Annotated in this window: 10 protein-coding genes; 9 read left to right on the top strand and 1 reads right to left on the bottom strand. The window is 62.2% G+C overall.

Going from position 1 to position 15,208, the window contains the following annotated elements:
• Positions 1 to 4: 4 nt before the first annotated feature.
• The 8 genes from Q0562_RS06980 to Q0562_RS07015 all read left to right on the top strand — a co-directional run bounded on the left by Q0562_RS06980 (position 5) and on the right by Q0562_RS07015 (position 12,790).
• Positions 5 to 1,033, top strand: a complete 1,029-nt coding sequence (locus tag Q0562_RS06980; RefSeq protein WP_298642966.1) for a tetratricopeptide repeat protein — start codon at positions 5 to 7, stop codon at positions 1,031 to 1,033.
• A gap of 10 nt (positions 1,034 to 1,043) precedes the next feature.
• Entirely contained in the window at positions 1,044 to 2,942 is a 1,899-nt protein-coding gene (locus Q0562_RS06985; protein WP_298642969.1) for an ATP-binding cassette domain-containing protein, read from the top strand.
• A 90-nt stretch (positions 2,943 to 3,032) separates the two neighbouring features.
• The gene (locus Q0562_RS06990) at positions 3,033 to 8,108 is read left to right on the top strand and encodes an MG2 domain-containing protein (protein WP_298642972.1); all 5,076 of its coding nucleotides are present in this window, start codon (positions 3,033 to 3,035) and stop codon (positions 8,106 to 8,108) included.
• Between the two features lie 19 nt (positions 8,109 to 8,127).
• Positions 8,128 to 8,253 (top strand): hypothetical protein, encoded by a 126-nt coding sequence (locus Q0562_RS06995; protein WP_298642974.1) that lies wholly within the window; start codon positions 8,128 to 8,130, stop codon positions 8,251 to 8,253.
• Positions 8,250 to 9,632: an oxygen-independent coproporphyrinogen III oxidase gene (gene hemN, locus Q0562_RS07000; RefSeq protein WP_298642976.1), complete on the top strand. Its 1,383-nt coding sequence runs from the start codon at positions 8,250 to 8,252 to the stop codon at positions 9,630 to 9,632. The genes Q0562_RS06995 and hemN overlap by 4 nt, the downstream gene beginning before the upstream one ends.
• A gap of 457 nt (positions 9,633 to 10,089) precedes the next feature.
• Positions 10,090 to 10,395 carry a DNA-directed RNA polymerase subunit omega gene (gene rpoZ / locus Q0562_RS07005; protein WP_298642978.1) on the top strand — a complete coding sequence of 102 codons (306 nt, stop codon included), beginning with the start codon at positions 10,090 to 10,092 and terminating at the stop codon, positions 10,393 to 10,395.
• Between the two features lie 2 nt (positions 10,396 to 10,397).
• Entirely contained in the window at positions 10,398 to 12,416 is a 2,019-nt protein-coding gene (locus tag Q0562_RS07010; protein WP_298642981.1) for a RelA/SpoT family protein, read from the top strand.
• The gene (locus Q0562_RS07015; protein WP_298642984.1) at positions 12,413 to 12,790 is read left to right on the top strand and encodes a RidA family protein; all 378 of its coding nucleotides are present in this window, start codon (positions 12,413 to 12,415) and stop codon (positions 12,788 to 12,790) included. The genes Q0562_RS07010 and Q0562_RS07015 overlap by 4 nt, the downstream gene beginning before the upstream one ends.
• 70 nt (positions 12,791 to 12,860) lie before the next feature.
• Here Q0562_RS07015 and pncA read toward each other — a convergent pair whose 3' ends face one another.
• Complete coding sequence (gene pncA, locus Q0562_RS07020; RefSeq protein ID WP_298642986.1) at positions 12,861 to 13,454, bottom strand: bifunctional nicotinamidase/pyrazinamidase; 594 nt, start codon at positions 13,452 to 13,454, stop codon at positions 12,861 to 12,863.
• A gap of 369 nt (positions 13,455 to 13,823) precedes the next feature.
• On the opposite strand from pncA, the gene Q0562_RS07025 reads away from it, so the two are divergent.
• Positions 13,824 to 14,870 (top strand): P1 family peptidase, encoded by a 1,047-nt coding sequence (locus Q0562_RS07025; RefSeq protein WP_298642989.1) that lies wholly within the window; start codon positions 13,824 to 13,826, stop codon positions 14,868 to 14,870.
• The last annotated feature ends 338 nt before the right edge of the window (positions 14,871 to 15,208 follow it).

The following is a 15,208-nucleotide window of genomic DNA, read 5'->3' on the forward strand; positions in this document are numbered from 1 at the left end:
CATCATGTCTGTCCGTCCCCTCTTCCTCGCCGCCGCGTTGCTCGCTGCCGACATGGCGCTCGCCGCCGACACCGCCGTACCGGCAGTCTCCGCCACCGCCGCGACTGCCGCCGCCCTGCAAAAGGCCGATACCGCCCGCCGCAATGCCGATTACAAGGAAGCCTACGCGCTCTATAAAACCCTCGCCGAGCAGGGCAATGCCCGTGCCGAAGCCAAGATTGGCACGATGTATGCCCTTGGTGAACTGGGTAAACGCGATATGGCCGAGGCGATTGCGCATTACAACAAAGCGGCGGAAGCCGGTGATGGTTATGCACAATTTCGGTTAGGTCGCGCCTTTCTTCATGGTGTAGGGGTAAAAAAAGATACTGCTGAAGCGGAAAAATGGTTTGTGCAGGCGGAAAAAAGCCTGCGTCAAGCGGCGCTACACCAGGATGCCGAAGCGCAATATCTCTTGGGCGTTACATATCGCGATGGATTAGGGATAGAAAAAAATCGCAAAGAAGGTGGTAAATGGCTGAAAAAAGCCGCAGAAAAAGGCCATCCGTTTGCACAATACGAATTTGGTAATTTCCTGTATGAGGAAAAGAAAGATATGGCAGGACAACTGGCATGGTGGGAGAAAGCTGCTGTCCAAGAGGACACGAGGGCTCAATTTGACTTGGCAAACGCTTACGCAGGAGGTTTTTACGGTGTTAGTAAAGATCGGGAAAAAGCGGGTGAGTGGTATCGCCACGCCTTGTCCATGTTGGAAAAAGCAGCACAGCAAGGTGCTGTTAATGCACAAACCGATCTTGGTGAAAGATACCTAAGAGGCAGGGATGTTACTGCTAATCCGGAAAAAGCGCGGGAATGGTTAGAAAAGTCTGCCGCACAAGGTCATCTCGCCGCACAAATCCTCCTCGGCTTTGCTTATCTAAGAGGCGAGGGGCTTCCCGCTGACCCGGAAAAGGCGAGGTATTGGTTAGACAAAGCCGCTGCACAAGGCGACGAAACGGCGCAGATGCTGTTAAAAGACCTCCCTACTCAATAAGGAACGCCCCATGCTCCTCCTCACCGCCCAGGACCTCTCGCTCGCCTTTGGCTGGCGGCCCTTGCTCGACCACGTCAACTTCTCGCTGGAAAGCGGCGAGCGCGTTGCCCTGCTGGGTCGTAACGGCGAGGGCAAATCCACCCTGCTCAATGTATTGCGCGGGGCGCAGATGCCGGATGACGGCAGCCTGCGCATCAGCGAAGGCGTGCGCATCGCCTATCTGCCGCAAGACCCGCCCGCAGCGGACGCGCGCACGGTGCGCGAAGTCGTGCGCGACGGGCTGGCTGAAACTGCCGCGCTGGTCGAGCGTTATCAAACCCTGCTTGCCGCCCATGACGAGCATGATGCCGATGAACTCGCCCGTCTCGAAGCGGCGGTGGCGGCGGCAGACGGCTGGCAGCTGGATAACCGTATCGACGGCATCCTGCAACGCTTCGATCTCAACGGCGCGACGCAGATGGCGGATTTGTCCGGCGGCTGGCGGCGGCGCGTCTGGCTGGCGCGGGTGCTGGTTGCCCGTCCCGACATGCTGCTGCTTGACGAACCGACCAACCACCTCGATATGGGCGCCATCATCTGGCTGGAAAACCTGCTCAATAATTTTGCCGGCGCCGTCGTTTTCGTCACCCACGACCGCGCCTTCCTCGAAAAAGTCGCGAACCGCATTTGGGAACTGGATCGCGGCCGCCTGCTCGACGTGAAAAGCGACTACCGCCGCTTCCTGCGCACCCGCGAGGAAGCGCAACACGCCGAAGCCGAAGCGCAGGCGCGTTTTGACAAGAAACTTGCCGAAGAAGAAATCTGGATACGCCAGGGCATCAAGGCGCGGCGCACCCGCAACGAAGGCCGCGTGCGCGCGCTAAAAGCGATGCGCACCGAACGCGCCGCGCGCATCGAGCGGCAGGGCAAGGCAAACCTGCAACTGGACGCGGGCGAGCGCAGCGGGCGGCAGGTGATCGTCGCCGAAAACCTCAGCTTCGCCCACGCAGGCGGCGCGCCGCTGGTGCAGGATTTCAGCGACATCATCGAGCGCGGCGAGAAAATCGGCTTGGTCGGCGCGAACGGCGCGGGCAAAACCACCCTGCTGCGCCTGCTCCTTGGCGAATTGCCGCCGACGGCAGGCCGTCTCAAACACGGCACAAAACTGGAAGTCGCCTACTTCGACCAGTTGCGCGCCCAGCTTGATCCCGAAGAAACCCTGCGCGACAGCGTCGGCGCGGGGCGGGACTACATCGAAACGAACGGCCAGCGCAAGCACATCGCCGCCTACCTGCAAGATTTTCTCTTTCCGCCCGAACGCTGGCGCACCCCGGTCGGCGCGCTCTCCGGCGGCGAACGGGCCCGTCTTCTGCTGGCGCGCCTTTTCGCGCAGCCGGCAAACGTCCTCGTGCTGGACGAACCGACCAACGACCTTGACATCGAAACTCTGGAACTGCTGGAAGAAGTGCTGGCGGACTACCCTGGCACGGTGCTGCTGGTCAGCCACGACCGCGCCTTCCTTGATGCCGTCGTCACCCGCCTGTGGGTGTTCAACCGTCACAAAGGCAAAATCGAGCAAATCGTCGGCGGCTTCAGCGACTGGCTGCAACAGGGCGGCGACATCGCCCAACTGGAAGAAGCCGCTGCGCCTGCCGTCAAAACAGCGGAAAAACCCGCCGCCGCCCCGCCTGCCGACAAACGCAGCGGCAAACTCTCCTACAAATACCGGCGCGAACTCGAAGCCCTGCCCGCGCAGATTGAAGCGGCGGAAGCGGAAATCGCCCGCCTCACCGCCGCCGTGCAGGAAGCGGGCTTCTATCAGCAGCCGCAGGACGCGCAACAGGCGGGCTTCGCCGCGCTGGCAGCGGCGCAGCAGCAGCTCGATGCCCTGATGGAACGCTGGATGCAGCTTGAAGACGGCGAGGCGTGAACGCGGCCGCCCGCCCGAACACATCCTCAAAAACAAGGCGGATTTGCTAAAATCCGCGCCGTTTTTCACATACCTAACGGGACATAACACATGCACTTCAAAACCCACCTTGCCGCTGCCATTGCCGCTGCCCTTGCCATCACCGCCCACGCCGCACCGCGCTGGGATGACAAAGCCCTCGCAACCGCCCGTACCAAAGCCGAAGCTGATATTGACCAGTATCTGCAAAAAGGCAGCGGTCCTGTCGCCAAACTCGCCAATGATGACATCCGCGCCTGGCTGGCCAGTGCCAAATACAGCAAAGTGAAAAAAGGCGCGTCCGACAGCAAAACCTACGCCCGCCTGCAAAACCCCGCCGAACTGCTGACCAAACTCATCGACCGCAGCGCATATGGCGACAACACCCAGGAAACCGCTTACCGCGCGCTGCTTGCCGCCTCGCCGGATGTGCGCCGTTCGCAGACCGCCTACCTTGATGACACCCTCGCCCTCTATGAAGCCATCATGCAGGACGACAGCGACAGCGTCCCGTTTGCCATTGCCGCCCTCGACAAACTGCGCGACCAGTACAGCGACGAACAGCGCAAACAATACAACTACCTGCGCGAGCGCTACGCCTTCAACCTGAGCAACATCGACAGCGACAAAAACCAGGACAAACCGCGTATCTGCCTTGAATTCACTAACCCCGTCCTCGCCGAACCGCTGCAAAACTGGAAACAGTACATTAGCGTTACCCCCGCGCCCGAAGGCGAAGGCCGCTACGCCGGCGATAAACTTTGCTACACCGGCCAGTGGCAGACCGAATACACCTTCAAAATCGATCCCAAACTCGCCGCCCAAAACCACATGGAACTCGGCATGGCGGTTGAACGCACTATCGACACCGGTGACCGCGCGCCGCTGGTGCGCTTCGCTACCCGTGGCAAAACCCTCGAACTCACCCCGGACGCTGCGCTGACCATCGAAACCGCGAATACCGGCGGCAAAATCAACGTCGAACTGTGGCAAATTCCCGGTAACAACCTTGCCGGCGACGCGCACAACGCCATTGATAACCCAGACAGCTTCGAAGAATACGACCTCAACGACAACGCCAGCCTCATCTGGAAAGGCAGCTTTGAACCGGAAAAAAGCGAGCGCAACGCCATCACGCAAAGCCGCCTCGCTTTCAAAGACATGGCGGGGGACGATGCCCGTGCAGGCGTGTACGTCCTCAGCGTGCGCGACGAAGACAGCTACCAGAGCGCCCTGCTCGGCTTCACCGTCACCGACCAGGGGCTGACTGCCTACCAGACCCGCGACGGCATCCTCGCCGAACTGCGCGACCTGAAAACCAGCGCCCCCGTCGCCCATCAGAAAGTCACCCTCTACGCGCAAAACAACCGCATCCTCGGCGAAGCCGAAACCGACGGCCAGGGCATCGCCCGCTTCACCCGCGCGCAAACCAGCGGCAAAGACGCGGATGCCCCTAGCCACATCATCAGCCAGAAAGAGCACCACCTCGCTTACCTGCGTGTTGCCGGGCAGGGCATTGACCTCTCGGACAAAGGCGCAAACGGCGACAAACAAGCCAACCCGACCCTCGACCACTGGACCTGGCACGATCGCGGCGCCTACCGCCCGAAAGACACCATCAACGCCCTGTGGCTCCTCAAAACCCCGGACGGCAAAGCCTTCAGCGATACCCCACTGTGGCTGGACATCTACCGTCCGGACGGCACCCTGGTGCACAGCCAGCTGCTGGAAGCTGACGCCAGCGGCGCCTACCGCTACAGCGCCGAAATCCCCGCCACCGCGCGCCTGGGTAACTGGAACATCCGCATCAGCCTCGGCAAAGGCGGCACCACCGTTGTGGACGAAACCTACCTCGTGGATAGCATCGTCCCGCAACAAATCGAAAACAAACTCGCCGTCAAAGCCGAAGAAAACAAAGCCGAACTCGATTACAGCGCCGACTGGCTCTACGGGGCGCCTGCCGCCAACCTCCTGACCGACGGCCAGTGGCGTATTACCGACGACGACTTCGCGCAAACCCACAACGAATGGACGGGCTGGCAGATTGGCCGCCACGACGAAGCCGAACTCAGTGGCAATAAGCAGAAAATCGAAAACGGCGACACCGACAAAGACGGCAAACGCCGTATCACCATCGGGGCACTGGATCGCCCCGCCGGTACCCGCCCGCAAGCCCTCTACGCCGAAGTCCGCCTCACCGCGCCGGATGGCAGCACCATCAGCGCCAACCAAACCGCGCCGCTGCCGCGCACCGCTCCCTACATCGCCCTCAAAGCGGGCGAAAACGGCGCACAAATCGCCGCCATCGACGACAAAGGCGCCCAACAAGCCGATACCCTCGAATGGACGCTCTACCGCGTCGAACGCAACTGGTACTGGTACAACAGCGAAGGCGAGTGGAAGTACGAAAACAACGACAGCCGCGAACCGCTGAAAAAAGGCAGCATCAACACCGACGGCAAAACCCCGGCCAACCTTGACCTGCCCTTTGACGGCGACGGCATCTACGTCCTCGAAGTGCGCGGTAAAACTCCGGCCAGCGCTGCCAGCCTCGAAATCGCACGCGGCTGGTACGGCGACCCCAACCAGAACAGCCCGGCGACCATCACGCTTGCCACCAACCAGCCGACCTACAAAAAAGGCGACACCCTCACCGTCAACGTACAAGCCCCGTTTGACGGCAAAGCCACCGTCAAAGTCGCCAGCCGTGACAGCATCGCCGAAAACCACGAACTCGAACTCAAAAACGGCAAAGGCCAAATCCAGATCCCGTGGCAAGACAACTGGGAACAAGGCGTCTGGCTGCTGGCGAACGCCTGGAACGACAACGCCCGCGACCACAACCGCCGCGCCGTCGGCCTCTACTGGGTCGGTGCCGACCTGGCTGACCGTCGTCTCGTGCCGCAACTCAAACTGCCGGAAAACCCGCTGCCAGAACAACCCTACACCGTCGGCGTCTACGTCCCCGAAGCGGGCGACAACACTTGGGTCAACCTCGCCATCATTGACGACGGCCTCTACCAAATCGCCGCGCCGAGCTTCACCGACCCGCTCGAAGCCTTCTTCGGCAAAAAACAACCCACCCTCGCCCTCTACGACACCTTCGGCAGCATCATCCGTCAGACCGACGCCCGCCTTGCCGCCCTGCGTAGCGGTGCTGACGGTGCTGCCGCCAGTGAACTCGCGGCTCTTGCCGACCTGCCTGATCTCGATATCGACCTCATCAGCGCGTGGAGCGGGCCGCTCAAAGTCGATGCCGACGGCAACGTGAACTACACCATGCCTGTGCCGCACTACAACGGCCGCCTGCGCGTCATGGCCGCCGCCTACAACGCAGACAAAACCGGCACCGCCGAAGAAACCGCCATCATCAAAGCGCCGGTCGTCGCCGAACTGCACACCCCGCGCTTCCTGAGCGCGGACGACAGCGGCACCTTCACCCTGCGCCTGCACAACACCACCGACAAAGCGCAGAACCTCAAAATCAACCTGACTGCCGACAACCTCGAACTCGCGGGCGAAGCCATTCCGGAAACCACCCTCGAGCCCGACCAGACCGTCACCCTCAGCTATCCCTACCGCGTTACCGCGAGCGGCGATGCCCACATCAAGGCAGAAATCAGCGGTGACAACACCCAGAGCCTCGAACGGCGCATCCCCATCCGTGCAGCTGCCCTGCCGCAAGTGCGCACCCAGTACCAACGCCTGGATGGTGGCGCTACCCTCGAATACAGCGACCTGCGTGACGCCCGCCTCAGTCTGAACAACGGCATCCCCTACAACCCGACGCCGTACCAACAACAACTTGCCGACTACCCGCTGGGTTGCAGCGAACAAACCACCGGCAAACTGTGGGGACTCATCGGCGCCGAAAAAGCCGACCGTGACGCCATCCATGCCGCTGAAAACCGCCTGGCCAACCTTGCACACTGGGACGGCAGCTACAGCCTGTGGGGCTACGGCAAAGAAAACCGCTGGCTCACCGCCTACATCGGCGAAGCCCTCATCCAGCTGCAAAAACGCCAGGAACTGCTGAACCCCTCACAACTCACCCGCCTGCTCGGACAATTGCGCAGCGGCAATGACGGCAGCTACCGCCCTGAAACCGCGCATGAAGACAGCTACGCCTACTACACCCTGGCATACGCCGAAGAGCCCATACGCGGCAACCTCCTGCGTTACCACCGTGAAGCTGGCGACAAACTCAGCCTCAGCGACAGCCTCGACATCGCAACCGCCCTTGCCCTGCTCGGCGAATACCAAACCGCGAGCGAACGTCTGGCCGGCAGCAGCATGGACGATGATGCGGCGACCTATGTCTACGGCAGCGCGACCAGCCTCGCTGCGCACAACCTCGTCCGCCTGAAACAACTCGAAGTCCTGTGGCAAAACATCAGCAACGACCCGCAGCAAACCCAAAAAACCATCAGCCGCCTGCGCGACATCGAGCGCGACAAACTCGCTACCGCGCTCGCGCATGACCGCTACCACAGCACCCAGGAACTCGCCTGGCTGGTGCGCCTTGCCGCTCTCGCGCCCAAACTTGCCGCTGACACCCCGATCGAAATCAACGGCAAAAAAGCGACCCTCGCCGACCTCGAAAAAGGCGAATACAACGGCGCGGTGCGCATCACCAACCCGGGTAAAGACGCCCTATGGCTGGATGCACAAGACCTGCACACCCCGCCTGCGGACAAAGCGGACAACAACGGCTGGGAAATCACCCTGCGCTATGAAGATGCAAACGGCACCGTGCTGGATCCGGCCAAACTGCCGAACAACACCGACATCAGCATCACCGCGACCTTCACCCCGAAACTCGCGGATAACAGCGGCAGCCAGAGCGACCTCATCTACACCTACCCCGTTCCGGCAGGCATCAAACTGAGCGCCCTGCGCGATAACCCGAACGACGCCGGTGGGGATGACGAAGACGACAGCGTCATGCGCTACCAGTACCGGGAAAACCGCGACGACCGCCACATCGCCGCCTTCACCGCCTACGGCAAACCGCAACCGTTCAGCTACACCATCTACGGCAGAACGACCGGCGCCGGCACCTGGCACGCCCCCGGCGCGTCCCTGGAAAATATGTACCGCCCGGAAGAACACGCGCGCCAGGCGGCACAAACCATCAACATCCAGTAACACGCCGCTTGATGGTCTGATGACCGACAAAAAACCGCCCTCCGGGGCGGTTTTTTTGCGCGCACAACTGGCCCAGGTCAAAGCCGCGCCGCCCGCCGCTTGCTACAATCGCGCGCATGCCATTCCCACCGACCACCCGCCATGAGCCAATACTTTGACGCCGCGCTGATCCAGAAATACAGCCAGAGCGGCCCGCGCTACACCTCCTACCCGACCGCCGTCGAATTTCACGACCGCTTTACCGCCGCCGATTACACCCGTCATCTTGATGCCAGCAACGCGAGCAAACGCGACCTCTCGCTCTACGTCCACATCCCCTTCTGCGAACACGTCTGCTACTACTGTGGCTGCAACAAAATCATCACCCACAACCACGGCCAGTCCGACGATTACCTCGATTACCTCGAACGCGACATCGCCCGTCAGGCGGCGCATATCGACAGCAAGCGCCGCGTCGTCCAGCTGCACCTTGGCGGCGGCACGCCCACCTTCCTCGACCACACGCAGATGCAGCGCCTGCTCGCCATGCTGCACCGCCATTTCCCGCATTTCGCTGCGGACAACGAAGGCGAATTCAGCATCGAAATCGACCCGCGCACCGTCACCCCGGCCGACCTCGGTTTCCTGCGCGGACTGGGCTTCAACCGCGTCAGCTTCGGTGTGCAGGACTTCGACCCGCGTGTGCAGAAAGCGGTGAACCGCATCCAGTCCTTCGAACACGTCCGCGATACCATCGTCGCGGCGCGCGAAGCGGGATACCACAGCATCAGCGCCGACCTCATCTACGGCCTGCCGCTGCAAACCGTGGCGAGCTTCCGCCGCACCCTGGAACAAATCGGCGAACTGGCGCCCGACCGCCTCGCCGTTTTCAATTACGCGCACATGCCGCACATCTTCGGCGCGCAGAAACAAATCAACGCCGCCGACCTGCCCGACGCCGCCGGCAAACTGCAACTGTTGCAAACCACCATCGAAACCCTCACCACGGACGGCTACGAATTTATCGGCCTCGACCACTTCGCCCGCCCGGACGACAGCCTCGTCCGCCACCAGCGCGAAGGCACGCTCTACCGCAACTTCCAGGGCTACTCGACCTTCTCCGCCTGCGACCTGCTCGGCTTCGGCATCAGCGCCATCAGCATGCTCGGCGGCTGTTACAGCCAGCACGAAAAAGCGCGCAGCCGCTACTACAAAGCGCTGGACGGCGGCGGCATCCCCGTGCTGCGCGGCATCGAACTGACGGCGGACGACCACATCCGCCAGCACGTCATCACCGACATCATGTGCAACCTGCGCCTCGACCTCGACGCTGTCAGCGCGCGCCGGCAGATTGACGCCCCCGCCTACTTCGCCCGCGAATGGCAGGCGCTGCAACCGCTCGCCGCCGACGGCCTCGTGCAACTGGACGGCCACCGCCTCACCGTCCTGCCGCTGGGCCGCCTGCTCATCCGCAACATCGCGATGGTCTTCGACGCTTATCTCAACAAGGCGGAAAACGCCAAACGCTTCTCCAAAGTCATCTGAGCGGCACGCCCCACCGCCTGCCCGACAAAAGCCTTTTTATTTCTTGGGATTGCTCTTCGGACACGACCAAAAGCCCCTCCTCCATCGGGGGAGAGGGTTAGAAAGCCGCGTAGCGATATAGTCGTTTCAAATAGGACCGAGACAAGGCGGCGAGCCGAAGACAGTACAGATAGTACGGCGCGGGTTTCCCATAAAAATCGCGCAGCGATTTTTATGGGTGCCCGGTCAGGCTCGCCAACACCGTATCAGTTCTAATTGAAACGACTATAAAACCCTGCAATCACGCCGCCTGGCTGCCTTCCTCCATCCTTCGGACACCTCCCCCGCACGCGGGGAGGTGTCTTTATTTTTGCCGTGCACGAAGGGGGTTGGCATTCCCGCGCACAGCCCTCCCCCGAACAGACATTAACTTGCTAGAATGACTGACCCTTAATCCGTACCCAATCAAGAGGAACCCATGGCACGCGTTACCGTAGAAGACTGCCTCAAAGATGAAAACAACCGCTTCCGCCTCGTCCTCGCCGCCTCCCGGCGGGCGCGGCAAATCGCCAACGGCCACCAGGCGCTCGTTCCGCCCGAACACGACAAAGTTACCGTCGTCGCCCTGCGCGAAATCCAGGAAGGAAAAACCACCATTGACGGCCTGCTGCGCAGCACCAAGCCCATCACCCCCGCCCCGGCACCCGTCGCCCCGACACCGACCATCATCGTGGACGATGAAGACGATGACGACGGCGTGATAAAACCCGCACGCGGCGAATAATCATGAACGCGCCGCTTGCCCTCGAATATCAGCCTTTCGGCGTTTTCACCGGCGCCGCCACCCTGCAAGCGGCTTACGACGACCTCGCCGTCGAGCTGAAAAAATACCTCGACCCCGGAGACATCGACAAAGTCCTGCGCTGCGCCATCTATGGCGCGGCCGCCCACGAAGGCCAGCGCCGCCAGTCCGGCGAACCCTACTTCGTTCATCCCATTGCCGTCTGCCGCATCCTCGCCAAACAGCGCTTCGACCTGCCCGTGCTGCAAGCAGGGCTCTTGCACGATGTCCTTGAAGACACCATCCTCGACAAAAAGGACATGGCGACCGAATTCGGCGAAGAAGTGACCCGCCTCGTCGATGGCGTCAGCAAACTCGACCGCCTGAAAAAAACCGCGCCGCAGGCCGCCGTCGCCGAAAGCTTCCGCAAAATGTTCCTGGCGACCGCCGACGATCCGCGTGTCCTCATCATCAAGCTTGCCGACCGCCTGCACAATATGCAAACCCTCGGTGCCCTGCGCCGGGAAAAACAGCAGCGCATCGCCCACGAAACGCTGGATGTCTATGCCGCCATCGCCGGCCGCCTCGGCCTCTTCTACTTCCGCATCCAGCTCGAAGACCTCGCCTTTTCCTACCTGCATCCGTGGCGCTACGCCGTGCTGCGCCAGCGCTACGCCGCAGACAACACCCACGAACAAACCCTGAGCGCTGTGCGGGGCGACCTGCAAGCCCGCCTGCACACCCTCGGCATCAAAGCCTCCATCAACCCCCGCCAGCGCCACCTCTGGGGCGTGTACCAGCGCATGAAGCGCAAAGAAAGCTTCAAGGAAGCCATCCGCACCGTGCCCATCCGCATCATCACCGACAGCGAAGACAACTGCTACCGCATCCTCGGCGCACTGCACGGCCTCTACCGCCCCGTGCACGGCAAATTTGAAGACTACATCGCCGCGCCGAAAAGCAACGGCTACCGCTCCCTGCACAGCAGCGCCGTCATGGGCGACGGCACCGTACTCAACGTGCAAATCCGCACCCGCGACATGCACACCCTCGCCGAAGCGGGCATCATCTCCGTCTGGCACCAGTACGCCAAACAGCGCGCCGTGAAAATCGAGGCGCGCAGCATCGAAGCCGAAAAAAACATGCGCGAATGGCTGTCGCGCCTGAAAGAAGTGCAGAACATCACCGACGACCCGCTGCAATTCTACGACGCCGTCAAAAAAGAACTCGTCACCGGGGAAATGCAAATCTACACCCCGAAAGGCGACATCATCGTCCTGCCGCACGGGGCGACGCCGGTTGACCTCGCCTACACCATCCACACCGAAATCGGCAACCACATCGTCGGTGCCAAAGTCAACGGCCAGCCCTATCCTATCTACAAACCGCTGAAAATGGCGCAGACCGTGGAAATCCTCACCGCCCCGGACGCGCACCCGCACAACAGCTGGCTGCAATTCACTATCCCCGGCGGCAAAGCGCACATCGGCATCAACCGCTACCTGAACCGCCTCGCGCGGCAAAACGCCGCCACCGCGCCCGGCAAAAACGCACAACCCGCCGCCGGCGAACAAAAAATCCTCGTCCGCAGCGCCTTTGAAAGCGGCATCACCCTCGCGCCCTGCTGCCACCCGCTGCCGCTCGAACCCATCACCGGCCACAATGTCGCCGGCAGCGGCATCCTTATCCACAGCCGCGACTGTCCGCTGCTCGAAAACGCCGCGCACACCATCGCCGCCGCCTGGGCGGACGAACGCAAGGGCCTCTTCCCCAGCGAACTCAACATCATCGCCTACGCCCACCCGCGCCTCCTTGCCCGCGTCAGCGGCATCATCGCCGACAGCGAAGCCAACATCACCGATTTCCAAATGAACCACGCCGCAGGCGACGAACAGCGGCGCAACCTCACCGTCTGGATCGAAGTCCGCGACCTCGAACACCTGACGCAGCTCATCCACCGCCTGCGCCAGCTCGAAGAAACCATCCGCATCCGCCGCATCACCCACAAGGAACCCACACCATGACAAAACAAATCATCCACACCGACAAAGCCCCGGCCGCCATCGGCCCCTATTCGCAAGCCGTGCGCACCGGCAACCTCGTCTATCTCGCCGGGCAAATCCCGATCAATCCGGCGACGATGGAACTCGAACACGCCTTCACCGACCAGGTACACCGCGTCTTCAGCAACCTGCAAGCCGTGTGCGAAGCGGCGGGCGGCGGCCTCGGCGACATCATCAAGCTGAACATCTACCTGCTCGACATGGAGCACTTCGCCGAAGTCAACAAAATCATGAAAACCTACTTCCACGAACCCTACCCGGCACGCATCGCCCTCGCCGTGCACGCCCTGCCCTGGGACGCGCAAATCGAACTCGAAGCCGTGATGGCACTTTGAGGCGAAGCGCAAAAAAACCGGCGGGCTGATGAACCCGCCGGTTTTTTTATGGGCAAGCGGTGGCTGCGGGTCAGCCCGGCGAGAACGCCGGATGCTGCAACAATTCCGCCTTCTTCTGCGCGTAACCCTGCGGGTCAATGGCACGGGTGGCTTCCTCAATCAGGCGGACACGAAAGCCCGCCGCCAGCGCGTCAAGAATGCTGTAATAAACGCAATAATCGGCGGCGAGCCCGGCGATGTCGATGTCCGACACGCCGCAGGCGTGCAGGTAGGCGGCAAGGCAGGTGTCATGGCGGTGGCCGTTGTCAAAAAACGCGCTGTAACTGTCGATGTACCTGTCCATCCCCTTGCGGAAAACGGCGGCGATGCGGCGGGTATCGAGCGCCGGATGCAGGGCGGCACCGGTACTGCCGGCGATGCAGTGATCCGGCCAGAGCGTTTGCGACAGGCCGTGCAGGTCAATCGTGGCAAAAGGTGCCTGCCCCGGATGGGCGCTGGCAAAACTCTCATGCCCTGCGGGGTGCCAGTCCTGCGTGGCGATAACGAGCGGATAATCGCCCATGCGGGCATTGACGGGGGCGATGACGGCATCGCCGTCGGCGACCGGCAGGGCACCGCCGGGCATAAAGTCGTTCTGAATATCGATGAGCAAAAAAGCACGCATGAAAAACTCCGGTTGAGACAGGCCGCCGGCACGACACGCCGGAAGCGGCGGCAAAACAACACCCGTTGCACCGGGCGGGAAAGCAGCATTTCCCCGGCGACGAACGCTGCCGGACAGCCAACGGGTCGCCTGCATCTTATACCAATCCCGGAAAGCAGGCCGGGAAGCGGCACCAACGCACGTTATAGTCGTTGCAAACGGGAAACCCGCGCCGAACCAGGCACTGTCTCCGGCTCGCCGCCTCGCCTCTTTCCTGTTTGCAACGACTATATCGGAATGTTGACACGCGACATTGCCGCGTTTTTTCGGCAGACCGGGGCGGTGCCAACGGCGTAAGCTATACCGCAAACCCGCAACGGAGACCGCCCCATGACCACCTACCACGAAGCCCGCCTGCAACTGCTGCTGGATTACTGGCGCCGCCACCGCCGCCTGCCGCCGGGAAACCTGCCCACCGGCCCCCACGACCGCCTGAGCGACGTTCCCGGCGTGCGCGTCGGCCACAGTACCCTCGCCGATGGCGACTGCCAGAGCGGTGTGACCGCCATCATCCCCGCAGGCGGCAACCTGTTCACCGATCCGCTGCCCTGCGGTGTTGCCGTGCTGAACGGCTTTGGCAAAAGCACCGGCCTCATCCAGATAGCCGAACTCGGCACCCTCGAAACCCCGCTGCTGCTCACCAACACCCTCAGCGTCGGCACCTGCTACACCGCCCTGGTGCAACACGCCGTTGCGGAAAACCCCGACATCGGCCGTGAAAGCGCGACCGTGAACCCTGTCGTTCTCGAATGCAACGACGGCTACCTCAACGACATCCAGCGCCTTGCCGTCAGCGAAGCGATGGCGGCGGCGGCACTCACCGCCGCGCAGCCCGATTTTGCGCGCGGTGCCGTCGGCGCGGGGCGCGGCATGAGCTGCTTCGGCCTCAAAGGCGGCATCGGCACCGCCTCGCGCCGCGTCGGGGCGCACACCCTCGGCCTGCTGGTGCTGGCCAACTTCGGCCGCCTGCCCGATATCCGCCTGGACGGCATTCCCTGCGGCGACGCATTGCAACAGGCGCTGGACGCGGCACCCGCGCCCGCCGAGCGCGGCTCCATCATCACCATCATGGCAACCGATGCACCGCTGGACGCCCGCCAGTTGACCCGCCTCGCCAAACGTGCCGGTGCGGGGCTGGGACGGCTGGGCAGCCACTGGGGCCACGGCTCGGGCGACATCAACCTCGCATTCAGCACCGACCGCAGCGGGGCGCGCCTTCACCCCGAAAGCGCCCTGGACGACTACTTCCGCGCCGCTGCCGACGGCACCGAGTACGCCGTGCGCGATGCCCTGCTCAGCGCGGCCACCGTCAGCGGCTTTTGCGGACACCGCCGCGTCGCCCTGCCGGAATTGCTCGACCGGCTCGCGTCGGTATAGACACGCAGCCACGGTCGTAACGGGCGGGGAAAACGGTGGCCTGGCTATGCGCACAATCATCCGTCAGTTTCACATGACAAAAACCTGCATATTTACCCGCCTGACGCGGTCGTTGCCATCAACCGCCCCGTTTGGGGACAACAGAGCCTCTCCGTCGTGGACGCCGTCGGCGCGTGAAAAAACACATGACCGGCACCGGGGACACATCTAACATAAAAAAACAGGCCGCCCTATTCCCTGGCAGCCTGCGGACACTCCAATCAACTGAAAATCAAGGTAAAACTATGGCAACCGAACCGAACCGAACCGAACCGAACCGAACCGAACCGAACCGAACC

This window comes from uncultured Cardiobacterium sp. (assembly GCF_938028825.1).
Lineage (GTDB): Bacteria > Pseudomonadota > Gammaproteobacteria > Cardiobacteriales > Cardiobacteriaceae > Cardiobacterium.

Bases quoted from the DNA above. Each gene is read 5' to 3' on its own strand.
- Q0562_RS06995 (WP_298642974.1), top strand. From the start codon at position 8,128: ATGACCGACAAAAAACCGCCCTCCGGGGCGGTTTTTTTGCGCGCACAA.
- Q0562_RS07015 (WP_298642984.1), top strand. From the start codon at position 12,413: ATGACAAAACAAATCATCCACACCGACAAAGCCCCGGCCGCCATCGGC.
- pncA (WP_298642986.1), bottom strand. From the start codon at position 13,454: ATGCGTGCTTTTTTGCTCATCGATATTCAGAACGACTTTATGCCCGGC.
- Q0562_RS07010 (WP_298642981.1), top strand. From the start codon at position 10,398: ATGAACGCGCCGCTTGCCCTCGAATATCAGCCTTTCGGCGTTTTCACC.
- hemN (WP_298642976.1), top strand. From the start codon at position 8,250: ATGAGCCAATACTTTGACGCCGCGCTGATCCAGAAATACAGCCAGAGC.
- Q0562_RS06985 (WP_298642969.1), top strand. From the start codon at position 1,044: ATGCTCCTCCTCACCGCCCAGGACCTCTCGCTCGCCTTTGGCTGGCGG.
- Q0562_RS07025 (WP_298642989.1), top strand. From the start codon at position 13,824: ATGACCACCTACCACGAAGCCCGCCTGCAACTGCTGCTGGATTACTGG.
- Q0562_RS06980 (WP_298642966.1), top strand. From the start codon at position 5: ATGTCTGTCCGTCCCCTCTTCCTCGCCGCCGCGTTGCTCGCTGCCGAC.
- Q0562_RS06990 (WP_298642972.1), top strand. From the start codon at position 3,033: ATGCACTTCAAAACCCACCTTGCCGCTGCCATTGCCGCTGCCCTTGCC.
- rpoZ (WP_298642978.1), top strand. From the start codon at position 10,090: ATGGCACGCGTTACCGTAGAAGACTGCCTCAAAGATGAAAACAACCGC.